The 20,875-nt window shown below is 37.6% G+C and carries 26 protein-coding genes and 2 tRNA genes; 14 read left to right on the top strand and 14 right to left on the bottom strand.

Translation table 11 applies throughout. From position 1 onward, the window contains the following. Positions 1–30: 30 nt before the first annotated feature. On the bottom strand, positions 31–474 hold the full coding sequence (locus IO90_RS03655; protein ID WP_034963985.1) for a carboxymuconolactone decarboxylase family protein: 444 nt from the start codon (positions 472–474) through the stop codon (positions 31–33). 160 nt (positions 475–634) lie between these two features. On the opposite strand from IO90_RS03655, the gene IO90_RS03650 reads away from it, so the two are divergent. The 3 genes from IO90_RS03650 to IO90_RS03640 all read left to right on the top strand — a co-directional run bounded on the left by IO90_RS03650 (position 635) and on the right by IO90_RS03640 (position 2,844). After that, positions 635–1,705 (top strand): calcium:proton antiporter, encoded by a 1,071-nt coding sequence (locus tag IO90_RS03650; protein ID WP_034963984.1) that lies wholly within the window; start codon positions 635–637, stop codon positions 1,703–1,705. A gap of 166 nt (positions 1,706–1,871) precedes the next feature. Continuing rightward, entirely contained in the window at positions 1,872–2,375 is a 504-nt protein-coding gene (locus IO90_RS03645) for a GNAT family N-acetyltransferase (RefSeq protein WP_034963983.1), read from the top strand. Between the two features lies 1 nt (position 2,376). Next, on the top strand, positions 2,377–2,844 hold the full coding sequence (locus IO90_RS03640) for a GyrI-like domain-containing protein (protein WP_051878270.1): 468 nt from the start codon (positions 2,377–2,379) through the stop codon (positions 2,842–2,844). Between the two features lie 5 nt (positions 2,845–2,849). On the opposite strand, the gene IO90_RS03635 is transcribed toward IO90_RS03640, so the two are convergent. After that, positions 2,850–3,122: a hypothetical protein gene (locus IO90_RS03635; protein WP_034963982.1), complete on the bottom strand. Its 273-nt coding sequence runs from the start codon at positions 3,120–3,122 to the stop codon at positions 2,850–2,852. Between the two features lie 10 nt (positions 3,123–3,132). Then, a complete protein-coding gene (gene bcp / locus IO90_RS03630) occupies positions 3,133–3,579 on the bottom strand; it encodes a thioredoxin-dependent thiol peroxidase (RefSeq protein ID WP_034963981.1) in 447 nt (148 codons plus the stop codon). A gap of 35 nt (positions 3,580–3,614) precedes the next feature. Between bcp and nth the strand changes: the two genes are divergently transcribed. Beyond that, positions 3,615–4,235 (top strand): endonuclease III, encoded by a 621-nt coding sequence (gene nth, locus IO90_RS03625; protein WP_034963980.1) that lies wholly within the window; start codon positions 3,615–3,617, stop codon positions 4,233–4,235. Here the strand turns inward: nth and IO90_RS03620 are convergent, their stop codons facing one another. The 3 genes from IO90_RS03620 to IO90_RS03610 are packed head-to-tail and all read right to left on the bottom strand — an operon-like array spanning position 4,236 to position 7,089. After that, a complete protein-coding gene (locus tag IO90_RS03620) occupies positions 4,236–4,682 on the bottom strand; it encodes a DinB family protein (protein ID WP_034963979.1) in 447 nt (148 codons plus the stop codon). A gap of 6 nt (positions 4,683–4,688) precedes the next feature. Beyond that, on the bottom strand, positions 4,689–5,285 hold the full coding sequence (locus tag IO90_RS03615; protein ID WP_034963978.1) for an HPP family protein: 597 nt from the start codon (positions 5,283–5,285) through the stop codon (positions 4,689–4,691). 4 nt (positions 5,286–5,289) lie between these two features. Then, complete coding sequence (locus IO90_RS03610; protein WP_034963977.1) at positions 5,290–7,089, bottom strand: DUF885 domain-containing protein; 1,800 nt, start codon at positions 7,087–7,089, stop codon at positions 5,290–5,292. 221 nt (positions 7,090–7,310) lie between these two features. On the opposite strand from IO90_RS03610, the gene IO90_RS03605 reads away from it, so the two are divergent. The 7 genes from IO90_RS03605 (at position 7,311) to IO90_RS03575 (ending at position 11,743) form a co-directional block, all read left to right on the top strand. Beyond that, positions 7,311–7,769 carry a hypothetical protein gene (locus tag IO90_RS03605; protein WP_034963976.1) on the top strand — a complete coding sequence of 153 codons (459 nt, stop codon included), beginning with the start codon at positions 7,311–7,313 and terminating at the stop codon, positions 7,767–7,769. 74 nt (positions 7,770–7,843) lie between these two features. Further along, positions 7,844–8,773: a ferric siderophore ABC transporter substrate-binding protein gene (locus IO90_RS03600; protein WP_228374639.1), complete on the top strand. Its 930-nt coding sequence runs from the start codon at positions 7,844–7,846 to the stop codon at positions 8,771–8,773. Between the two features lie 96 nt (positions 8,774–8,869). Next, positions 8,870–9,511, top strand: coding sequence for a MotA/TolQ/ExbB proton channel family protein (locus IO90_RS03595; protein WP_051878231.1), 642 nt, complete (start codon positions 8,870–8,872; stop codon positions 9,509–9,511). A gap of 67 nt (positions 9,512–9,578) precedes the next feature. Then, positions 9,579–10,220 (top strand): hypothetical protein, encoded by a 642-nt coding sequence (locus IO90_RS18270; protein WP_051878230.1) that lies wholly within the window; start codon positions 9,579–9,581, stop codon positions 10,218–10,220. 53 nt (positions 10,221–10,273) lie between these two features. Beyond that, the gene (locus IO90_RS03585; protein ID WP_034963974.1) at positions 10,274–11,515 is read left to right on the top strand and encodes a bifunctional folylpolyglutamate synthase/dihydrofolate synthase; all 1,242 of its coding nucleotides are present in this window, start codon (positions 10,274–10,276) and stop codon (positions 11,513–11,515) included. A gap of 44 nt (positions 11,516–11,559) precedes the next feature. Beyond that, positions 11,560–11,634 (top strand) — tRNA-Val (locus IO90_RS03580). Between the two features lie 34 nt (positions 11,635–11,668). Beyond that, positions 11,669–11,743 (top strand) — tRNA-Val (locus tag IO90_RS03575). Between the two features lie 66 nt (positions 11,744–11,809). Here the strand turns inward: IO90_RS03575 and IO90_RS03570 are convergent. Continuing rightward, positions 11,810–12,541, bottom strand: a complete 732-nt coding sequence (locus IO90_RS03570) for a hypothetical protein (protein WP_034963973.1) — start codon at positions 12,539–12,541, stop codon at positions 11,810–11,812. A 241-nt stretch (positions 12,542–12,782) separates the two neighbouring features. Here IO90_RS03570 and IO90_RS03565 point away from each other — a divergent pair, with 241 nt between their 5' ends. Next, entirely contained in the window at positions 12,783–13,250 is a 468-nt protein-coding gene (locus tag IO90_RS03565; RefSeq protein ID WP_051878228.1) for a VanZ family protein, read from the top strand. On the opposite strand, the gene IO90_RS03560 is transcribed toward IO90_RS03565, so the two are convergent. Genes IO90_RS03560 through pepT form a run of 4 tightly spaced genes read right to left on the bottom strand, consistent with a single transcriptional unit; the run spans position 13,225 to position 16,790 of the window. Then, entirely contained in the window at positions 13,225–14,127 is a 903-nt protein-coding gene (locus IO90_RS03560; protein ID WP_034963972.1) for a glycosyltransferase family 2 protein, read from the bottom strand. The two genes, IO90_RS03565 and IO90_RS03560, sit on opposite strands and share 26 nt — an antisense overlap. Further along, positions 14,124–15,089 (bottom strand): glycosyltransferase family 9 protein, encoded by a 966-nt coding sequence (locus IO90_RS03555; RefSeq protein ID WP_034963971.1) that lies wholly within the window; start codon positions 15,087–15,089, stop codon positions 14,124–14,126. Before IO90_RS03555 ends, IO90_RS03560 begins: the two co-directional genes overlap by 4 nt. Next, the gene (locus IO90_RS03550; protein WP_034963970.1) at positions 15,090–15,509 is read right to left on the bottom strand and encodes a SufE family protein; all 420 of its coding nucleotides are present in this window, start codon (positions 15,507–15,509) and stop codon (positions 15,090–15,092) included. A gap of 30 nt (positions 15,510–15,539) precedes the next feature. Further along, positions 15,540–16,790, bottom strand: a complete 1,251-nt coding sequence (gene pepT / locus IO90_RS03545) for a peptidase T (RefSeq protein WP_034963965.1) — start codon at positions 16,788–16,790, stop codon at positions 15,540–15,542. Positions 16,791–17,037: 247 nt separating this feature from the next. Between pepT and IO90_RS03540 the strand changes: the two genes are divergently transcribed. Further along, positions 17,038–17,886 (top strand): hydroxymethylglutaryl-CoA lyase, encoded by an 849-nt coding sequence (locus IO90_RS03540; protein ID WP_034963963.1) that lies wholly within the window; start codon positions 17,038–17,040, stop codon positions 17,884–17,886. A gap of 107 nt (positions 17,887–17,993) precedes the next feature. Next, positions 17,994–18,398: an OsmC family protein gene (locus IO90_RS03535; RefSeq protein WP_034963962.1), complete on the top strand. Its 405-nt coding sequence runs from the start codon at positions 17,994–17,996 to the stop codon at positions 18,396–18,398. A 31-nt stretch (positions 18,399–18,429) separates the two neighbouring features. Here IO90_RS03535 and IO90_RS03530 read toward each other — a convergent pair whose 3' ends face one another. The 3 genes from IO90_RS03530 to IO90_RS03520 form a co-directional block, all read right to left on the bottom strand. After that, the gene (locus tag IO90_RS03530; protein ID WP_034963960.1) at positions 18,430–18,756 is read right to left on the bottom strand and encodes an SUF system Fe-S cluster assembly protein; all 327 of its coding nucleotides are present in this window, start codon (positions 18,754–18,756) and stop codon (positions 18,430–18,432) included. Between the two features lies 1 nt (position 18,757). Next, on the bottom strand, positions 18,758–19,453 hold the full coding sequence (locus IO90_RS03525) for a 3'-5' exonuclease (RefSeq protein ID WP_034963959.1): 696 nt from the start codon (positions 19,451–19,453) through the stop codon (positions 18,758–18,760). Between the two features lie 76 nt (positions 19,454–19,529). Then, positions 19,530–20,864 carry a hypothetical protein gene (locus IO90_RS03520; protein ID WP_034963957.1) on the bottom strand — a complete coding sequence of 445 codons (1,335 nt, stop codon included), beginning with the start codon at positions 20,862–20,864 and terminating at the stop codon, positions 19,530–19,532. Between the last annotated feature and the right edge of the window lie 11 nt (positions 20,865–20,875).

The following is a 20,875-nucleotide window of genomic DNA, read 5'->3' as shown; positions in this document are numbered from 1 at the left end:
CCAAAATATTGGTGGCTCTCTTTATTTAACTCATTTAGAAATTGGCATTAGTGTACTGATTCCGATCCTGTTATAAGAATTTATTATGATTGCGGTCATTATAATCTCAGCAATTTGTTGTTCTGAAAAAATCTGATTTGCCTTGGCATAAGTTTCTTCCGATAGTCCTTTCTGATTAATCAAAGTAATCTCTTCTGTGATTTCCAAAATAACCTGCTCTTCTTTTGAGTATAATCCGAACGCTTCTCTCCAAGCATTTAAGAGATAAATTCTTTGTGTTGTCTCTCCATTTTTTATGGCATCTTTTGTATGCAAATCCAGACAGTGAGCACATCCATTGATTTGAGAAGCCCTGATTTTGATTAATTCCTTCCAAGTAGGACTCAAAGAAATGTTTTGCAGATAACCTACCAATCCCAACATTGCTTTGTAAGCTGTCGCATCTGTTTTTGCGATATTTAATCTTGTACTCATAAATATTTGTTTTGATTAATTGTTAAACAAAGCTCCGATTTATAGATTCTAAAAAACTTAAACCAGTTTAAGAAAAATAAATTTTGGTGGATTTTTTGTTGCATCAAACCGATAAAACCCCTGCTAAATTATTTTTTTGTAAATTAGAGCAATCAATATTATGAATTTAAGATTTTTACTTCACTGGTCCTACATTTTCCCAATAATCTCACTCATCTACTATATGTTTGGTATCGTAGATGACGATCCTTGGCTGGCAACGTTGGGAAGCTTGCTACTCATCACTTCCGTACTATCCGCTGTCCACCATGCAGAAGTTGTGGCTCACAAAGTCGGAGAACCTTTTGGAACCATTATTCTAGCCATCGCAATCACCGTTTTGGAAGTTGGATTGATTGTTTCATTGATGGTAGCTGGCGGAAAAGAAACCAGTACATTGGCGCGTGACACCGTTTTCGCCGCCGTAATGTTAATACTTAATGGTATTCTAGGAGCCTGTCTATTGGTTGGAGGTCTCAAATTCAAAGAGCAATTCTTCGCAAGATCCGCGGGAAACATGGCGCTCATAGGCTTGGTTGCCATCGTTGTAATGACATTGATATTACCAAATTATACAACGACAGAACTTTCTGCAACATTCAGCAAAGTGCAACTTATATTCTTTTCTGTAGCCTCGTTGGTCATCTACAGTACTTTTTTGATGGTTCAAACCGTAAGACACAGGAATTATTTCCTTCCCGAAACCGATGATTTGCCACACGCCGAACCACCTCCAAATGTAGTAAGTATTACAAGTCTCGTATTTCTGATTATCTGTTTGGGTGTTGTTGTCGTAATGGCAAAAGCACTATCTCCAAGTATTGAGAGCGTAGTTCACAACCTTGGAGCACCACAGGCTTTAGTAGGTGTTATCATCGCTGCAGTCGTTCTTTTGCCGGAAGGATTGGCAGCCATCAAAGCTGCACGAAGAAACCACTTCCAAACCAGTTTGAATCTGGCTTTAGGTTCAGCCATCGCGAGTATTGGATTAACGATTCCGTGTGTTGCCGTTGTAGCTATTCTTTACGATATGCCTTTGGTACTTGGACTTGACATCAAATCGATGGTTTTACTTGCTCTGTCACTTTATACTGTGATGCTTTCCCTTAGTCGAGGAAAGACGAACGTTCTTTATGGCGTTGTGCTCTTGGTTAATTTATTAGCTTATATTTTTACTGTGATTGTTCCTTAATTTTTTATTTTAATTAATGAAATCCTGGTTCTGAGACAAAAACCGCGTGTTTTATCTTTAGCATTTACATTGTCAGTCTGAGGCGAAGTTTATCCTGAGCTTGTCCAAGGAAAAACAAACAAAACTCAAAAATCTTCAGATTTTTTCAATATAAATTAAACCAGATATGAAAAACTACGAAACCGAAAGATTGATTCTGAAACCAGCAGATCTGGAAGATGCTGATTTCTTTCTGAAGCTTTATAATTTACCATCATTTATCAAATTCATTGGCGACAGAAATTTGCGAACCAAAGATGATGCTGAAAAGTACATTCAGAATAGATTTCGTCCGCAGTTGGAAAGATTGGGATTTGGGAATTACGTGGTCATTCACAAAGAACTGAATGAAAAAATTGGTGCCGTTGGAATTTTTGAGCGTGAAGGTTTGGATGTGCTCGACATCGGATTTTCCTTTTTCCCGGAGTTTGAAGGCAAAGGTTACGCATACGAATCGGCTTCCAATTTGAAAGAAATTGCCAAGACTGATTTCGGCGTTTCAAAGCTTTCTGCTATTACATCAAAAGAGAATTATTCTTCTCAAAAATTAATTGAAAAATTAGGATTGAAATTTCAAAAATTCGTAACGCTTCCCGATGAGACAGAGGAATTGATGTATTATGAAAATTGATATGAATATACCACATCGAATCGAAATGATTGAACCAAAGAAGTTAGTAGGTTTTGGTATTACAACTTCTTTTCAGGAAGACAAAACGCCGATTGTCTGGAGAAAATTTATGATGAGAAGAAATGAAATTGCCAATCGGATTTCCGACCAACTATTTTCGCTTCAAATCTATCCTGAGAGCTTCACTCCAAATCAATCTTTCACAAAGTATGCGCTTGCAGAAGTTTCTGATTTTGATAATATTCCTAGTGATTTTGAATCTTTTCAGCTAGCAAGTGGAAAGTATTTGGTTTTCAATTACCAGGGAAAAACGGAAAACGGACCGAAAATTTTCAGTTATATTTTTCAAAATTTCATTCCAGAAAATCAATTTGAGGTTGATGACAGACCGCATTTTGAGATTTTTGGAGATGATTACGATCCAAACAGCGATTCTGCAGAAGAAGAGATTTGGATTCCGATAAAGTAAATCCCTTACCTCCATTCATAAGCAATTGCATTTACAATTCGGTTTATGGCTTCATCCGTAAGTTGAGTAGTTGTCTTTAAATAGAGAGTTGATTTTTTTACGCCCTCAGATAAATCAGAAAAATTCCACAATTCGAATTCCGAAGCACCTTTATAATTTGTCAAAAATTCATCTTTCTCTTTTTCAGAAATTTGCGAATTATTCATTACAAATTCATAGAAAGTCCAAGGTTTTCCCCAATCATTAAAGCTCTCAATTATTAATGAAACATTATCCATAAAATTAAACTTATTCCAAAATCTGCGCGGCGTGGTCTTTCGTCTTTACTTTGTCAATGACTTGGATGCAAATCCCGTTTTCATCAAAAACAAAAGTGGTTCGCACGATTCCCATAAATTCTCTTCCCATAAACTTCTTCAGTTGCCAAACTCCAAATTTGTTGATGACATAGTGGTTTTCATCGGCAAGAACATCAAAAGGTAATTCATATTTGTCAGAGAAATTTTTCTGACGCTTTTCAGAATCCGCACTTACACCAATCAACTGAAAACCATTCTGTTTCAAAACCGAATAATTGTCTCGCAGATTACAAGCTTCCGCCGTACAACCTGGCGTGCTGGCTTTTGGATAAAAGAAGACCACGAGTTTTTTGCCTTTGAAATTCTGAGAATCGATTGGTTCTCCGTTTTGGTTTGTTCCGATAAATTCTGGTAAAGAATCGCCAAGCTTCAACATAATTTCTATTTTTGTAGCACAAAGTTACCATCAAAATGACGAAAAAACAAAGAGCGAAGATTGTTCAGGAAGAATTAGAAAAATTATATCCAGAAGTTCCGATTCCACTGGACCACAAAGACGCTTACACGCTGATGGTTGCGGTCGCTCTTTCCGCTCAGACGACCGACAAAAAGGTTAATCAGGTCACACCTCGGCTTTTTGCGGTTGCCGATACGCCTGAGAAAATGGCAAGACTTAGTGTTGAAGAAATTAAGGAACTCATCAAGGAAATCGGACTTTCAAATTCTAAAGCGAAAAATTTGAAAAAGATGGCTGAAGTTTTGGTTGAAAAACACAATTCAGTCGTTCCTCAAACTTTCGAAGCGTTGGAAGAATTGGCTGGCGTTGGTCACAAAACGGCTTCTGTGGTGATGAGTCAGGCTTTTGGATTCCCAGCATTTCCCGTTGATACGCACATTCATCGGTTGATGAAGCAATGGAAACTGACCGAAGGAAAAAATGTGGTCGAAACCGAACGCGACGCGAAAAGCCTTTGGAAGGAAAATGTTTGGAACAAATTGCACCTTCAAATCATCTTCTACGGACGGGAATATTCGCAGGCGAGAGGAAGTCAGGAGAAGGATTTTATCACGAAAATGCTGTTTGAAAAATAATTAAATATCCAGTAATCTTCGGTGATAATTGATTTGCCCAAGATGATAATTCAAATGCGAAAGAAGATGAATTAGGAAATATTCAGTAGTCATTTTGTAACCTAATGGTTCTGTTGGATAATTCTTTGTCAAATCTTCGTCGGACAATTTTTCTAATGTAGAATTGACGATTTCTATTAGAGATTCAAGCTTTTCCAGAAGTTCCGTTTTCGGAATGTCTTTCGATGAAAATTCCAAATCACGTTGTCTCACATAACCAGTTTTACCAAGTTCTGCACCGATGTAAGTATTAAGATTTCCGAGCAAATGGAGGCAAAGATTTCCGCCGGAATTCAAAATATTCTTACCGATTTTCCAAAGTGATGCTTCGTTTTGATAAGATTCGATTTCGACTTTCAGTATGTTTAAATCCCGATTGTAGAGCGATTTTAAAATTTCGATTGTCATAAACTTTTAGTTTTTCTTTTTTAGCATCCGTCTCATATGCACATATTTGGATTGCCGAACGTGATGCGGATATTTTCTCCCTTTCGGAATATTATTAAAAATCAAAGCGACAATCAACAAGATAACTGCGCCACTCAAAACCGGCGACAACGCGTACCAATATCCCAAGTCCTGAATTTTCTGAGCTGGAAGCACCGCAATCAAAGCCGTTGCGCCACCTGGAGGATGCATTGTTTTTGTGATTTGCATTACCACAATAGAAGAAGCAACTGCAATAGAAGCATTCAACCAAAGAATTTCTGGTAAGAATTTAAAAACCGTTACGCCGACCAAAGCAGACAAAACGTGACCGCCAATCAGATTTCTAGGTTGTGCCAACGGACTGTTTACCGCACCATAAATCAAAACACTTGATGCGCCGAATGAACCTATTAGAAAGACATTTTCAATTTCAGAAATCTGTTGAGATTGTAGAAACGCAATGATTCCAATTCCGAAAAAAGCACCGAGAAACGACCACAAATGATCTTTGAAATCAACTAATGTTTCTTGATAAAAAATGTATTGTGTTCGCTTTATCCTTCTTTTAATTTGTTTCTTCATCTTCTTACTTCAGATTATTTGCCCAAAGATCCATTTTGCGCTCCAGAACTTGCAAAGGCAAACAACCTTGGCTGAGAACGCCATCGTGGAAATCCGCAATCTTGAATTTCTTTCCCAATTGTTTTTGATATTTGTCCCTCAATTCTTGGATTTTCATTTGACCCGTTTTGTAGCTCAAAGCTTGTCCAGGCATCGCCATATATCGCTCCACTTCTGCTGTTGCGGAAGCTTCATCGTATGCGACATTGCTCAAGAAATATTTAATAGCTTCCTCGCGAGACATTTGCCCGGTGTGAATTCCAGTGTCGATTACCAGACGAACGGCACGCAACATTTCGTCACTCAAAGAACCCATTTTCTGATACGGGTCGGTGTAAAGTCCGAATTCTGGTCCGAGCGACTCGCAGTACAAAGCCCAGCCTTCGCCGTAAGCACCAATCCAACCGAATCTCAAAAACTTAGGCAACTTCAAATTTTCCTGTTGAAGAGAAATTTGATAATGATGACCTGGAATCGCCTCGTGAAGAAACAGAGATTCCATCCCGGAAGTGACATTGAATTTTGTCGGGTCAGGAATCGGTGTGTAAAAAATCCCTGGACGTTTGCCATCCGGACTTCCCTGAATATATTCTGCACTCGCACTGGCTTCACGATATTTTTCGGTTTGACGAATTTCAAAAGGCGTTTTCGGTGTGACGTTGAACATCGTTTTCAGCTTCGGCGTGATTTTGTCGAGGATGGATTGGAATCCTGCCAGAACCTCTTTCGAAGTTTTATAAGGCATTGCTTTCGGGTCGGTTTTCACGAAGTTCAGAAATTCTTCCAAAGAACCTTTGAAGCCAACTTGATTCTTCACTTTCTCCATATCACCACGAAGTCTTACTACTTCAGAAAGTCCTGTTTTGTGGATTTCTTCCGGCGATTTGTCCGTCGTCGTCCAGCTTTTGACATAATAACTATAAATATTTGCACCATTCGGCAACGCATCATAACCGTGTGTGGTTCGGGCTTTTGGCAAATATTCTTTCTCGAGGAAATCTGCCATTTTTAGATAAGCTGGAATCAACTTGCTCTTGATGGCGTCTTGATACAACTTAGCATATTTATTGGCCGTCACAGGTTTGAAATCCTTCGGCATATTTTTGATGGGACCGTAGAAAATATTTTTTTCGATTTCAAAAGTCGTAATTTCTTCGGCCTTCATTTGGGGAATCATTTTTATGACCAATGATTTCGGCAGAACCACCTTATTTTTGATTCCCAATCGGAAATTTTCAATGGCAGAATCCATCCAAACTGGAAAAAGTTCCATTCTCTTCAGCCAATTGTCGTAATCTTTTTCAGTTTTGAAAGGCTGAATTCCCGTTCCGCTTCCCAACATCGGAAAATCCAATGGCAATCCTCCAAACTGCGTAAACGGAATATATTCGGGATGATAAGCGTATCGCTCTTGTTTATCGACTAAAGTATATTCCAAAACATCATAAACCACTTTTTGGTCATTATCCAAATTATTGTAATCCACAGATTTCAGCTGAGTCTGAACCGAATCATAAAAAGCAATTTCGTTTTTGATAAATTCCGGACTTAGGTTATTCGGCAAGAGATCGTTATAACGTTCATCGCCTTGTGAAGTGGCTTCCAAAGGATAAAGCTTGAGATATTCTTCGTAATATTTGGAGGCAATCGTATCCAGATTGGAAGCTGAAGATTCTGTCACCTTCATCATTGGAGAATCTCCTTTTTTGCAAGAAACCGTGAAGAGCAGACCAATAAAAGTTATGATTGTATAAAAAAATTTCATTGTAAAAATTTTAAGCCGTGTAAAGATAATATTTTAATGATTATAAATTCGCGACCTCAATATTTAAGGGGATTATGGTGTAGATTAACACAATATCAACAATTGTATCCGAATTTCTGATTATAAATAAAAATAATGCACAAATATTTCTGTACTTCATTCTATTTTTTATCTTTGTTCATCAATTCAAAATTATCACTTCATAATTTATTATCCTTATAATGAAAGGAATATTAAAGATTTACCATCCAGAGGAAACTCTGAAGTATTTTATCAAGAGCACTTACTGCAAATCTGTTTATATCAATTCGCAGAACTTTTTGGAAGTAGAGATCATCACAGATGACGCTTTGGATCACGTGGAGGATGATTCTTTGCAATACAAATTTCCCCAATTGTCATTAGATGTGATCGAGTTTCCGGTAGCGACATCGGAACTTGAAGGACAAAAATTCTTAATCGAAGATACGGAGGATGAAGTATTTACAGAAGTTGACCTTTTTGATGATGAAGACGCTTTTCTATTTGAAAACGAGTTGACATTCGATAAAAACGAGACTGGTGACCTTCAACTTTGCTGGAAAGGAAACATTACCGATTTCTATACTGGTTCCGAAAATCCAATCCCTTTCAAATTGAAATGCCACTTCCGTCCGGACGAGATCGAAGTTGACGACTAATTTTTTCAGGAAATAATATTTATATTTACGAATCGTTATAAAATTAAATTTATAACGCAAACAAGTTTTTTCCTATGTATCAGGATCTGGATGATATTATTTTCGAAGACCGACATAAGGCTTACGGTGCTTACGAATTCCGCAAGCATTACGAGTTCACGCTGACAAAAGCTTTGGTGGTAGGACTTTTCATTTTCTCAGTTTTATTTTTCCTTCCAACATCATTAATCAAACCAACAAAACAAACGGCTGTCAATAGCGAATTGATCATCCCCGTTGAATTGACAGAAATGCGCATCAACTACGGCGACAACAGAAACGGAAAAGGTGCCGAGGAACCAAAAGAGGAAGAAGGAAGTCCAGCGCCCATCGTAGAAAAGAAAGAGGAAAAAGAAGTTGTAGCAGAAGTTGCAAAAACGTCTAAAGAAAAAGTAGAAAAAGACGTTCCCGAAAATACGATTCCCACTCCAACTAGAACTAAAACGACTCCCGTTGCAACCAAAAAATCGAATGAGAAAGTGAACGCTCCGACCGTTGCCAATTCGACAAAAAACACAACTGGAAAAACAAACGCAAAAGGTGATATCAAAAAAGAAAATGCAACTGGAGACGGACGTGGAAACGCCGCGATTGGAAATCTACTGAAAGGACGAGGAACCAAATCTGGCTCTCAAGGAAATGGAACTAGCCCTGGCAATTACGGCGACCCACTCGGTGGCGATGGTGACGGAAACAGCTTGATTGGTGTCGATCGGAAATTGGTTGGATTCATTCCTGGAACGATGGGAAGAGGTGGCGCACAACCAAACCACGATTGTCAAGCCAGCGGAAGCATCAGCATTTCCTACACAGTTGACAAATCTGGAAAAGTGACTTCGGCAAAACGTCTGAGTGGCGTATCAGATCCTTGCGTGACGAGTACGGCTGTAAATTGGGTAAAACAATATGTGAAAGCAGAAGCCTCATCTGTATCATCAAAAGGAACGTATAAAATCGTCTTCTAGAAACCGAAGCTTTTTTCTTGAAATTTTAATTAATCTCTTCTGATTAATCCTTTAGTTATTCATAAATTTGAAACTGTAAAAAACAACATACGAACTATGGCAAATCAAAATATCTCTGTTTGGGAATTCTTATTTGGTGGAGGCTTGCTGAGTGTCTCGCTCATCATTATCCTCATATTTTCGGGAATTGTAGCCATCGTTTTTTTCGCACAAAAGTTATTTGCACTGAACCGTGAAAATCAAGTAGATCCTTATTTGCTAAAAAATGTAACCGACCTCTTGAATGATGGACGAGTACAATCAGCCGTAGATTTTTGCAGAAGAGATAATTCGCCAGAATCCCGAAGCGTAGAAAAAGGACTTTCGCGATTGGGAAGACCAGTAAGTGAAATTGCCAACGCAATGGAAACGCACGCACAAATAGAGCTCAACAAAGCTGAGAAAAATATCGGTTTCCTGGCAACACTTTCTGGTGCAGCACCGATGCTTGGACTTCTTGGTGGTGTTTTGATTTTGGCTTCTACTTTTGGAGGATTGTCAAAAACTGATACAGTGATTTCTCAAAATCTTTTAGCGGCAGACTTTTACAAAGCTTTAGCTCCGACTGTTGTTGGTTTGGTTGTTGGATTCTTATCTTATATTTTCCATAATATATTGGTCGGCAAAGTAGATTATCTGTTGATGAAAATCCAATATCACACGAATGAATTTTTGGATATTATTAATAAGCCAGCTTAAGTACGAAATTAGAAGTTAGTTTTAGAAGCAAGACCGATAATATTATCATTTTAAATAATTCAGATAAATGGAATTCCGAAGAAGAACAAAAAAACTATCAGGTTTGCCAATTGCATTTTATGTGGTTGCGCTGGTTTTTTTTGTGCTTTTGTTTTCATTTAATTCACTTTATTACAAAGCTTCTGAACAACCAAAACCTGTGGTAACAGAAATTCCAAAAGCTGAGACTGAACCAGAAATAGATTCTCTTTCAGAACCGGAAATCTATGTTCCAGATGTTGAAATTTTACCTGCAGACACCGTTTCCATTGCTAAAGAAATCACGCCTGTAAAAGAGGAAAAAAAGGAAACTCCAAAATCTGAAACCGAAGATAAAAAACTCGCTAAAACAAACGAGAAAAAGGACGATTCTAAAACGGATTCCAAGGAGGAAAAAATCACTAAAATTGGTAAAGACAGAATCTTGACCGCTTTCATTCCCGGAACAATGGGAAAAGCTGGAAAATTGCCTTCTCATAATTGCAAAGCCAAAGGTCAGCTCGTAATGTTCATCACTGTGGACAAAGCAGGGAATGTAACTTCTGCCGGACGAAGCAGTGGCATCAAAGATGCTTGTAATGTAACTGCAGCTGTGATTTGGACAAAAAAATATGTGAAGGCGAAGAAGTCTCAGAATGTTTCTCAGGGGACTTACACGATTGTTTTTTAATTTTTTCCAATTTTAATAATCCTAATTTTTAAATTTGTAATTCATTTTGAAATATGAATTCACACGAATATCAGAAAGCCGTAGATTGGCTTTTTGCTCAGGCTCCTAATTATCAAAGAGATGGTTCTTCAGCGTACAAACCTGGACTTGAAAACATCAAAAAACTTTGTGACTTTTTCGGAAATCCACAGGATATAATAAAAACGATTCATATCGGCGGAACAAATGGGAAAGGTTCTACGAGCAATATGTTGGCTTCTGTTCTTCAGGAATCGGATTATAACGTCGGGCTCTATAATTCGCCACATTTGGTAGATTTTACAGAGAGAATCAAAGTCAATGGTAAGAATTGTGACAAGGAATTTGTTTACGATTTCATCCAGAAATTAAAAGAATTACCGAGCGAAATCCAGCCTTCTTTTTTTGAATTCACAACCATAATGGCTTTCGAATATTTTTATCAGCAAAAAGTTGATTATGCTATCATCGAAGTCGGCTTGGGTGGACGATTGGATTCCACGAACATCATCAAGCCGACGGTTTCTGCAATCACAAATGTTCAATTGGACCATCAAGACCTTTTGGGCGAGACGATTGAAGAAATTGCTTTTGAAAAAGCGGGCATCATCAAAGAAAACATTCCTATTATTTCTGGAGATGAAAAGACTTCTGTCCACGACATTATCATTAATAAAGCAGAGAAAATGAATGCTAAGTTCATTGATGCAACAACAATTGAAACTTCGTTAGAATCTGACCTTAAAGGTAAATATCAAAAAAAGAACATCAGAGTCGTTTTAGCTTTGGTTGATGAGTTGAGAAGACAGAATTTGACAATTACTAAGGAAAATATAAAATCCGGCCTTCAGAATGTCTATAAAAACACAAACTTCATCGGGCGCTGGTTTGAATTCTCACAGAATCCTTTGACGATTTGTGATACTGGTCATAATAAGGCTGGGTTGGAGGAAGTTTTCAATCAATTGAATGACTATTCTCAGCATAAACATATCGTTCTTGGCTTTGTAAATGATAAAAAAATTGATGAAGTTTTGGAAATTTTGCCCAAAAATGAAAACTATTATTTTGTGAAACCAAATGTCAACCGAGGTCGAAATCCCGAAACTTACGAACACCTGCTGAAAAAAAGTGAAATTAATTACAAAATTTTTCAAAACGTTCAGGATGGTTATCTTTCTGCAACACAGAATTGTAAAGCAGGCGAAATGATTTTTATTGGCGGAAGTAACTTTGTAGTGGGAGATTTTTTAGAAAAAAATTTGCTGACTTCGTAATAATTTGTATATTTGCACCACTCAAAACGGTAAGCCGTTCAGTGGGGCTCTTAGCTCAGTTGGTTCAGAGCATCTGGTTTACACCCAGAGGGTCGGGGGTTCGAATCCCTCAGGGCCCACAAAAAGGATACTGAAGCCTTTAAAAAAAATTCAGGGCTCTTAGCTCAGTTGGTTCAGAGCATCTGGTTTACACCCAGAGGGTCGGGGGTTCGAATCCCTCAGGGCCCACAAAATCTCTCAGGAAACTGGGAGATTTTTTTGTTTTAAAAGTGATTCAACTTTAAGAACACAAATTTAAGAACACAAAGCCTTTACTAAAATTTCAAAACTCGCTAGATCGCCACTTTGTACATAATAATTATCCGCATCCATGATAGTTTTACCATTTAGGATTGTATTTTTTTCAATTATATAATCGCAATCTATAACGTGGGTAAGAGTTTTTGCCGAAATAGCGCCCGGAATATCGAAATAGAAATCGGTTCTACTAATTATTTCGGTTAAACTTTCTAAAGTATATGGTTCGCTTAACTTGGTGAAAATCTCTTTGACATTTGGTTTTATTCTTGCGGCGACAAAATAATCGTATTTAGTCTCATTATCAGTGTCCTTCAAATAAATACCTTCTCTGCTCCAATCTTTTTTCTCCAACAACAAAAGATTAGAAAAAAACGCCATCGATTTTACGTTCAAATTTTTCCCGTTCACGATCAAATCTCCATTGTCCCAAATCCCTTTCCCAAAGACGTCCAAATCGACTTCGGAACAATTTAGATTTCTTTTTTCCAATTCATCTTTGACGACAAACTCTCCTATCTTACCCTGAAATGTATTGGTAAAAATTTCCAATTGATTTCTTCTCATATCGCCTCCAGATCTAGAAGACCTGTGAAAACCTTCTTGGAAAGCCATCTTGTAGGAAAACAAGCAGGATTTCTCAATGATCTCTTTTCTCATTAAGATTCCGGAAAAGCGCTTCTTCTTTTCAACATGATAAGAATTATCATAAAAAATTAGTTTTGACATCAGGTTTTTAGTTTTATTAAATATAAAAAGAATATTTAAAAACCCAATTTTGTGTTAAAAAAATCTTAAAATTAAAATATTAGATTTAACATAATAGTTAAACTTTCACAATTAAGTTAATCAATCGTTTAATTTTTCATTTTAGGAAAGATTTTTGATAAGAGTTCTTCTATAAAAATTGTGAGCCTGATCTATGGTTTAGAAAACTCTTTTTTATTACTAATCCTCAAAAAGGAAACCTATGAAAAGATATTATGCAGTGTTGATTTCATTTTACACTATTTTTTTAATTTACATGATGTTCTACGGTTGTGGAAGACATCCAGAATATGGGTTTCTACAGCTCAATCCATTTCAAAGCATCAAATATTTTTTGAATTATCACCAGTTTTTCTCTGAAAGATTTATGGTAAATATTGTTGGCAACATCTTGGTATTCATCCCATTCGGTTGGTTGGGTATTTTGGACAAACGTCTCAATAAACTGCCTTTACTCTTATTCTTGTTCATCACTTGGATTAGTGCGATAGAATTGACGCAATATTATACAGCACGTGGAACTGCCGATGTAGACGATGTTTTCCTTAATACTTTTGGAATGTTGATTGGTTATTTCAGTCTGAAATTGGTGACTTGGTTGAACATCGCCAACATCAGATTAGAGCTCGAAATGGGCTACGGAATCAATTCTTATTCATATAACCGATAAGTTGACCCAACTTATAAAAATCAAGAACTTTTAATGAGGCTTTGCCTGTTAAAAGTTTTTTTTCTATCTGGGATTTCAAAATTTTGTAGATTAATTTATAAATAAAAATAATTCCAGTTTTCTTCATCAATAGGTAAGCTTTTGCCAATCTGATTTGAGAAACTCTCTCAAAGTTCTTATCATTGTTAATCAGTTGAGCCAAGCTTTTCGCTGATTGATCTGCTTTGGAAAGAAATATAGCATTTGACTCTACATCATTATTGAAAATAGGGTTGTCAATGTGATCTATTTTGACTTGATGATCTTGCAAATCTTTAGAAAAGACTAGATCTTCGTAACCATATTGCATAATTTTTTCATCAAAAGGAACGTCCTCGAGAACAGATTTTTTAACGACGAAGTTATTGGTCTGAAAATCCAAATACGGCGCTTTCAAACGTTGGCTAACAGGCAAATTTTCTCTTTCCGTAGCGAATTTCCATCGCAATCCAAATGCTGAATCTGGCTCACTTTCACTTACTTTCCTTCCACCAAAAATGACATCGGGATTTTGTTTACTGATAAAGTCAAAATAGGTTTTGATAAAATTTTCATTAATTACCTTCCCATCGCAATCAAGGAAAAGCAAATATTCTGAGTTGGTATATTTTAAAAATAGATTTCGGATTTTGGAACGTCCGATATTTTTTTCAAGGAATATAAATTGGCTGACTTTTGTCTCCAGATTTTTATTGATGTTCACAAACTCATGACTAGAAGCATCATCAATCAAAATGATTTCTACATCAAGATTCTCAGAATCAATTTGATTTTGAAGGTCATCAATCAATTCATTGACATCAAAATTAAAAACAGGAATGCAAATGCTCAGCTTCATATTTTGTCGATGATTTTCTGGATGTTCAATTCCTCAAGACAAGCATAATCGCCTCGGAAACATTCTTTATCACCGAAAACAGAACAAGGTCTGCAAGATAAATCTTTGACGTGGACAATGTCATCTTCACTTTGCCCGTAACCCAAAAAGCCAGCAAAATGATGCGTGGAGCCCCAAACAGAAACACATCTGGTTCCCATCAAACTTGCCAAATGCATATTTGCGGAATCCATAGAAATCATCGTTTCCAGTTCGGAGATTTTCTGAAGTTCTTCCTTTAAAGATAATTTCCCCGACAAACTCAGCGTATTCGGGATTTGACTTTCCCATTTTCTTAGGATTTCATCCTCCTCTTTTCCGCCTCCGAAAAAATAAACTTTATGTGATTTTGCAAGAACTCTAGCTAATTCGAAAGACTTGTCCAAAGGCATCATCTTTCCCTTGTGTTGAGCGAAAGGTGCAAAGCCTACTCCACTTTTTTCGTTAGTTTGAGGTCTTAATTTATGAGATAATTCTAAAGGAAATCCCATTTTTCTGAACACATCCGCATAACGTTCCACAGTTCTTTTCAGTGGTTTTTTTTCGAGATTCCAAACGTTGGTCAGTTTCTCTTTTTCCTCCTTGCCTTTGTTGATTTTAAAAACTTTGTAACGATGTCTTTTGAAGATGGAATTCACCATTTTTGTTCTGATGACATCGTGAAGGTCAGCGACATAATCCGGTTTGAATTCTCTAATCAATTGTCTTGTCAGCTTTCGAATTCCGAAAACACCTTTGTAATCATCAAAGCTTATTCCTTTGAAAATCAGTCTTGGGTGTCTGTCGAAAAGGTCCTTGAAATTATCCCTGCTGATGAAAATAATCTGCACATCAGGATTCTGCTCCAGAAACTCGACGCACACAGGAACAGTCATTGCAACGTCCCCAAATGCGGAAAAACGATATGCTAAAATAGTCTTCACCTACTTCTTTAGTTGAAATGCGACTGCGTAAAATTTGATTTGCTTGGTCATAGCCATTAATCCATTTGCACGCGATGGCGAAAGGAATTCCTGCAAACCGATTTGTGAAATGAAATCAAAATCCGAATCCAAAATCTCCTGCGTAGAATGTCCACTGTAGATTCTCACCAAAAGCGAAACGATTCCCTTTGGCAAAATCCCGTCAGAATCTGCGTTGAAGAACAATTTTCCATCCTTGTGTTCGGCATCTATCCAAACTTTGGACTGGCAACCACGGATGAGATTGTCGTCCGTTTTTTTATCATCGGGAAGTCCTTCCAACTCTTTGCCGAGGTCGATGATGTATTCGTATTTCTGTTCCCAATCTTCCAGAAAGGAGAATTCTTCTACTAATTCTTGTTGATTTTCTTTGATTGTCATTCAGAGATTTTATTTGATTTAATGAATCAATTACTTTACCAATTGTGAGATATGAACGATTACGCTCACGGCAGCAATCATACTTTCCAAAGGTACAAATTCGTACGGTCCGTGGAAATTGTGTCCACCAGCGAAAATGTTCGGGCAAGGCAATCCCATATAGGATAACTGTGCGCCGTCTGTTCCGCCACGGATGGCTTTGATTTTCGGGGTGATACCAGCGTTTTTCATTGCTTGTTCAGCGATGTCCACGATGTGCATTTTGCCTTCGAATTGTTTTTTCATATTGAGATATTGCGGTTTGATTTCTATCTCTGCCGTTTTCTCTCCGTATTTTTGGTTGATTGCTTCTACTTTTTCAGCAATCAGTTTTTTTCTATCTTCAAATTTCTGGTCGTCGTGGTCGCGGATGATGTATTGAAGTTTAGCTTCGGAAACATCACCTTCAAAATCTGTCAAGTGAAAGAATCCTTCGAAACCTTTTGTTGTTGCTGGCGTTTCATTTTCCGGTAATGAATTGATGAACTCTGAAGCCACCAATCCTGCATTCAGCATTTTACCGAAAGAATAACCTGGATGAACAGACAATCCGTGGATTTTCACAACCGCTCCGGCCGCGTTGAAGTTTTCGTATTCTAATTCGCCGATTTCGCCACCGTCCATTGTGTAAGCCCATTCTGCACCAAACTTTTCAACATCGAAATGATGAGCGCCTCTTCCAATTTCCTCATCTGGATTGAAACCGATGGAAATTCGTCCGTGTTTGATTTGAGGATTTGCTAACAAAAATTCTGCAGCCGTTACAATCTCTGCAACGCCAGCTTTGTCATCTGCACTTAGCAAAGTGGTTCCATCTGTTGTGATAATGGTTTGCCCGATGTATTTTTTTAAAGCTTCAAATTTGGTTGAAGACAAGGTAAATCCTGTTTCTTTGTTCAGTAACAAATCTTCGCCGTCATAATTTTCCCAAATCTGCGGATTCACATTCTCGCCGTTAAAATCTGGTGAAGAATCATAGTGCGCAATGAATCCAACTTGTGGAACCGCTTCCTCGATATTGGAAGGAATAAATCCAAAAACATAACCTTTGTCATCGATACTGACGTCTTCCAAGCCGAGTTCCTGCAATTCTTTATGAAGGTAATTCGCAATGTCCCACTGTCTTTCCGTAGAAGGCGTGGTCTCACTTTCTGCGTCGCTGGTTGAAAATATCTTAATGTAGGTGATGAATCTGCTCAGGAGTTTTTCTTTCCAAACTCCGTCCAATTGGATGTTTTCCATATAATTTGCTATATCTGCGCAAAGTTATATATTTATGGAGTGAACAACAAACAATTCGTGGCTAGAGTTAATCGATAAATGATAAGCGATAGATGATGATTGATTGTTGACTGTTGAAAGATGTTGCAACTCGTAACCGCAGCCCGACTTGAGTGGAGCTCTTTTTTTGCAATGGGAAAAGCTCGGCAAAAAAAAGCGGGAACGGAAGGCGGAATAGCTGCCCTAAATTAAATTTAAAAATAGACCAATGTTCTTAACCGAATGTCCTAGAGACGCGATGCAAGGCTGGGGAGAGATGATCCCGACGCAAACGAAGATAGATTACATCAACAGGCTGATGGAAGTTGGTTTTGATGTGCTGGATTGCGGGAGCTTTGTGAACCCGAAAACGATGCCTCAAATGGAGGATTCTGGAACTGTGCTAGATGAAATCGACAAATCACTTTCCAATACAAAACTATCCGTAATTGTCGCCAACTTGAAAGGTGCGGAAAAAGCGTTGAGTCACGAGCAAGTTGATATTTTGGGATTTCCGTTTTCGATTTCGGAAACGTTTCAACATCGGAATACGAACAAAAGTCGTGAAGAAGCTTTCTCGGAAGTGGTGAAAATCTTCGAATTGGCCAAGTCTGAAAGCCGACAGCTGAATCTCTATTTTTCTATGGCGCTCGGAAATCCGTACGGCGAAAGCTGGAAATGGGAAGATGTGGATTTTTGGGCAAAACGTTTTGAAGAGGTTGGAATAAAGGATATTCTACTTTCTGACACAACTGGCGTGGGCGATGTGGAAAGAATCAAACTTCTCTTCAGCAAAGTGCCTCACAAATATCCGGAAATCAACTTTGGAGCGCATTTTCATAATCGTTATGAAGATTCTTATATGAAACTAAAAGCGGCCTACGATGAAGGTTGCAGAAGGTTTGACAGCGCGATAAAAGGTATTGGTGGTTGTCCGATGGCAAAGGATGACCTGGTTGGAAATATGCCGACGGAGAAAGTTTTTACCTTTATGTCATCAGAGAAAATCGACATTCACCAAAATCTGCTCCATTTTGAAAGTGCTTATAATATGGCGAAGGATATTTTTCATTTCTAGATTGATGAACTTAATATAAATTTTATCATCTTTTAATAATAATTCATCATCAAAATTTAAAATTCCGAAAAATTGATGTAAATTTAGTACAGAAAAAAACTATAGATATGACTTCAAAAACGACTTATGCAGGTGAGAATAGAATTGATTCTGTACACGAAAGCTCTGGTGATGTCTTCACCTCATACATTCCCACAAATGATTTCAGTGTACGAGAGCACTTTTCTCCAACAGACATTTTTGCAACCGCACTGGCACAAAGTATTTTCGCCCATCTATTTGTTGTCGCAAAAGATAGAAACATCGATATCACAGGTGCAACTTGCGATTTGAAAAAAACAATGTATTTCGAACCGAGAAGAATTGGTGAGCTTTTTTGTATTTTCAAATTTCCACATTCTTACACACAAGAGGAAATCACTTTTATAGAGGAAACGGCAAAAAACGCTCCGGTGTATTTGAGTTTACATCCGGACATCAAGAAAATATTTATTTTCGAATATCAAGACTGAAACAAAAATCCTGCTAATTGCAGGATTTTGTTTATAACATACCAAGTTCGAACTTGGCTTCTTCGCTCATCATTTCTTTGGTCCAGGTTGGTTCAAAAGTAAGGTCTATTTTGGCAGATTTCACACCTTCTACGCTTCCTACCTTCTCCTCCACTTCCATTGGCAATGATTCTGCTACGGGACAGTTTGGAGACGTCAAGGTCATTATGACCAACACTTCTCCTTCTTCGGAGATCTGGACGTCATAGATCAATCCCAATTCATAGATATCAACTGGAATCTCTGGGTCAAAAATTGTTTTTAATTCTTTGATAATCTCTTCCCCAATATCTGCAATCTGGTCGTCTGTATATTTCATTTTAATCTAATCTTTTTAATAAATCCTCCTGGCGCATTCGCCTGAAAATATTTGCCAAAGTTAAGACATCTTTTTCACAATAATGAATGATTCTGTCTATATCGCAGTCTTTGTAGTATATATCGGCTACCATACTGCCATCGATGTCATCCTTTGGTGTTGGAATTCCGAAGATGTGAGCTAGTAATTCCAAGGAAACATAACTTTTCCAATCTCCGAATTTCCATAGTTCCATTGTGTCGATATGGGGAATTTCCCAAGGTTTTTTTCCGAACATTTGAAATGGCATCGGCGGTTGAATGCCGTGAACCAAAAGTCGTCTTGCGATGTAAGGAAAATCGAATTCCTTGCCGTTGTGCGCGCAGAGAATTACATTGTTCATTCTTGGCGCATTGAACAATTCACAGAATTCTATTAATAAGTTTCTTTCCTCACCTGCGAATGTTTTGATTTTAAGCTTTCCCGAATTACTATCAATCATTCCAATGGAAATACAGATTATCATCCCGAATTCCGCCATTATGCCCGCTCTTTCTTCGTAAAATGTGGAAGCTTCTATCTCTTCTTTTCTTTGCAGTTTGGTTTTCTTATCCCAAAGATATTGAGTGGTCGAATCAAGATTGTTCCAAGAGTCGATTTGCGGAACGGTTTCTATATCAAGAAAAAGAATATTTTCAATTGGAAGTTTATGAATCATCTGTATTTGTTTCTTTAAAAATAATAAAAAAACCCAACATCTATGCTGGGTTTGTATTTTCTGATTCTAAAATGAATTAGAATGGATATTCGTAAATCTCTGATTCGTGGAAGAAAGGGTTTCCAGTTGGCATCAATTTCAGTTTTGACAAGGCTGTCATCACAGTGAAAACGAAAAGTCCAACTACGAATGCAAATGCACCTAAGACCAAGAATGCCATTGGAAGATTATTCCAGTAAGGGCCAACTGTTCCTGGCATTACCATATTGAAGTAATCTAAAGCGTGTCCCAAGATCACTATACAAGCCATAATTGTAACGACTTTGTAGTTTCTCTTGATGCTACTACTTACCAATACCAATAGTGGAACTAAGAAGTTGATGATCAACATCGGTAAGAATGTCGGTCTGTAGTATTCGAATCTACCGAAGAAATAGTTTACCTCTTCCGGAACGTTTGCATACCAATACAACATAAACTGACAGAACCATAGGTAACTCCAAAGCATACTTGTCGCAAACAAGAACTTACCAAGATCGTGAAGGTGGTTGTTATTGAATTGAGGATAAACGCCTTTTTTCTTGATGTAAACACTTACCAAAATGATACAAGCAACAGCAGTTGATAAACAACTTACCATAGAATACCAAATGTAAAGTGTAGAATACCAGTGTGGATCTATAGACATCAACCAATCCCAAGCCCAAGCTGCAGATGCAAACCCGAAGAATGCGATGTAACCAACGTTCCAGCTGTATAGGCTAGCATAGATTTTTCTGTCGCCTTTGTTCTCATCCACTTTTTTGGAGATACTTTTCAGTTTCCATACGAAGAACGAAGCTCCAACCGTATAGATCAAAGTTCTTACTAAGTAGAAAGGGACATTAAGGAATTTTGATTTTTCGTATAAGATAATATCAAATTCTGGAGAGTTAGGATCTGTCAATTCAGGATCCATCCAATGGAACAAATGTCCAACTCCAGTTGCATTCAGAATAGTAAGGATCAATAAAAGCGCACCTCCATAAGGAATGAAAGATGCAACAGCTTCCATCACTCTTGTTACAATAATAGACCAACCTGCGTGCGCCGCATGCTGAATACTATAAAAGAACAAAGCACAACAGCTTATTCCAAAAAAGAATACTGAAAAAGTGTGAAGTGCCGCAAGTGGTTGATTATGAATTTGATGTTTAGCGTGTTCCAAATGAGCATTGTGATCCTGAGGTCCAACTAACTCACTAGAGTGAGAAGGCGTCTCGTGACCTTTTGAATGAACAGACTCCATCCAATGAGAAATTGTAGTATCATCCAAACTATGGTTAAGACCATAACCAATCCCGAATAAAACAACTCCTACAACAATGAGTATGATAGAATACAATTTTAATTTAGGTGAAAAACTATACATTTTTTTCTTTT

Source organism: Chryseobacterium sp. FH1 (assembly GCF_000735135.1).
Lineage (GTDB): Bacteria > Bacteroidota > Bacteroidia > Flavobacteriales > Weeksellaceae > Epilithonimonas.
The sequence above is the reverse complement of the archived record's forward strand: the minus strand, read 5'-3'. Positions and strand labels throughout refer to the sequence as shown.

Bases quoted from the DNA above. Each gene is read 5' to 3' on its own strand.
- IO90_RS03550 (WP_034963970.1), bottom strand. From the start codon at position 15,509: ATGACAATCAAAGAAAATCAACAAGAATTAGTAGAAGAATTCTCCTTT.
- IO90_RS03640 (WP_051878270.1), top strand. From the start codon at position 2,377: ATGAATATACCACATCGAATCGAAATGATTGAACCAAAGAAGTTAGTA.
- IO90_RS03610 (WP_034963977.1), bottom strand. From the start codon at position 7,089: ATGAAATTTTTTTATACAATCATAACTTTTATTGGTCTGCTCTTCACG.
- IO90_RS03595 (WP_051878231.1), top strand. From the start codon at position 8,870: ATGGCAAATCAAAATATCTCTGTTTGGGAATTCTTATTTGGTGGAGGC.
- IO90_RS03520 (WP_034963957.1), bottom strand. From the start codon at position 20,864: ATGTATAGTTTTTCACCTAAATTAAAATTGTATTCTATCATACTCATT.
- IO90_RS03560 (WP_034963972.1), bottom strand. From the start codon at position 14,127: ATGAAGCTGAGCATTTGCATTCCTGTTTTTAATTTTGATGTCAATGAA.
- IO90_RS03585 (WP_034963974.1), top strand. From the start codon at position 10,274: ATGAATTCACACGAATATCAGAAAGCCGTAGATTGGCTTTTTGCTCAG.
- IO90_RS03650 (WP_034963984.1), top strand. From the start codon at position 635: ATGAATTTAAGATTTTTACTTCACTGGTCCTACATTTTCCCAATAATC.
- nth (WP_034963980.1), top strand. From the start codon at position 3,615: ATGACGAAAAAACAAAGAGCGAAGATTGTTCAGGAAGAATTAGAAAAA.
- IO90_RS03635 (WP_034963982.1), bottom strand. From the start codon at position 3,122: ATGGATAATGTTTCATTAATAATTGAGAGCTTTAATGATTGGGGAAAA.
- IO90_RS03540 (WP_034963963.1), top strand. From the start codon at position 17,038: ATGTTCTTAACCGAATGTCCTAGAGACGCGATGCAAGGCTGGGGAGAG.
- pepT (WP_034963965.1), bottom strand. From the start codon at position 16,790: ATGGAAAACATCCAATTGGACGGAGTTTGGAAAGAAAAACTCCTGAGC.
- bcp (WP_034963981.1), bottom strand. From the start codon at position 3,579: ATGTTGAAGCTTGGCGATTCTTTACCAGAATTTATCGGAACAAACCAA.
- IO90_RS03565 (WP_051878228.1), top strand. From the start codon at position 12,783: ATGAAAAGATATTATGCAGTGTTGATTTCATTTTACACTATTTTTTTA.
- IO90_RS03605 (WP_034963976.1), top strand. From the start codon at position 7,311: ATGAAAGGAATATTAAAGATTTACCATCCAGAGGAAACTCTGAAGTAT.
- IO90_RS03570 (WP_034963973.1), bottom strand. From the start codon at position 12,541: ATGTCAAAACTAATTTTTTATGATAATTCTTATCATGTTGAAAAGAAG.
- IO90_RS03645 (WP_034963983.1), top strand. From the start codon at position 1,872: ATGAAAAACTACGAAACCGAAAGATTGATTCTGAAACCAGCAGATCTG.
- IO90_RS03655 (WP_034963985.1), bottom strand. From the start codon at position 474: ATGAGTACAAGATTAAATATCGCAAAAACAGATGCGACAGCTTACAAA.
- IO90_RS03535 (WP_034963962.1), top strand. From the start codon at position 17,994: ATGACTTCAAAAACGACTTATGCAGGTGAGAATAGAATTGATTCTGTA.
- IO90_RS03615 (WP_034963978.1), bottom strand. From the start codon at position 5,285: ATGAAGAAACAAATTAAAAGAAGGATAAAGCGAACACAATACATTTTT.
- IO90_RS03530 (WP_034963960.1), bottom strand. From the start codon at position 18,756: ATGAAATATACAGACGACCAGATTGCAGATATTGGGGAAGAGATTATC.
- IO90_RS03525 (WP_034963959.1), bottom strand. From the start codon at position 19,453: ATGATTCATAAACTTCCAATTGAAAATATTCTTTTTCTTGATATAGAA.
- IO90_RS18270 (WP_051878230.1), top strand. From the start codon at position 9,579: ATGGAATTCCGAAGAAGAACAAAAAAACTATCAGGTTTGCCAATTGCA.
- IO90_RS03600 (WP_228374639.1), top strand. From the start codon at position 7,844: ATGTATCAGGATCTGGATGATATTATTTTCGAAGACCGACATAAGGCT.
- IO90_RS03620 (WP_034963979.1), bottom strand. From the start codon at position 4,682: ATGACAATCGAAATTTTAAAATCGCTCTACAATCGGGATTTAAACATA.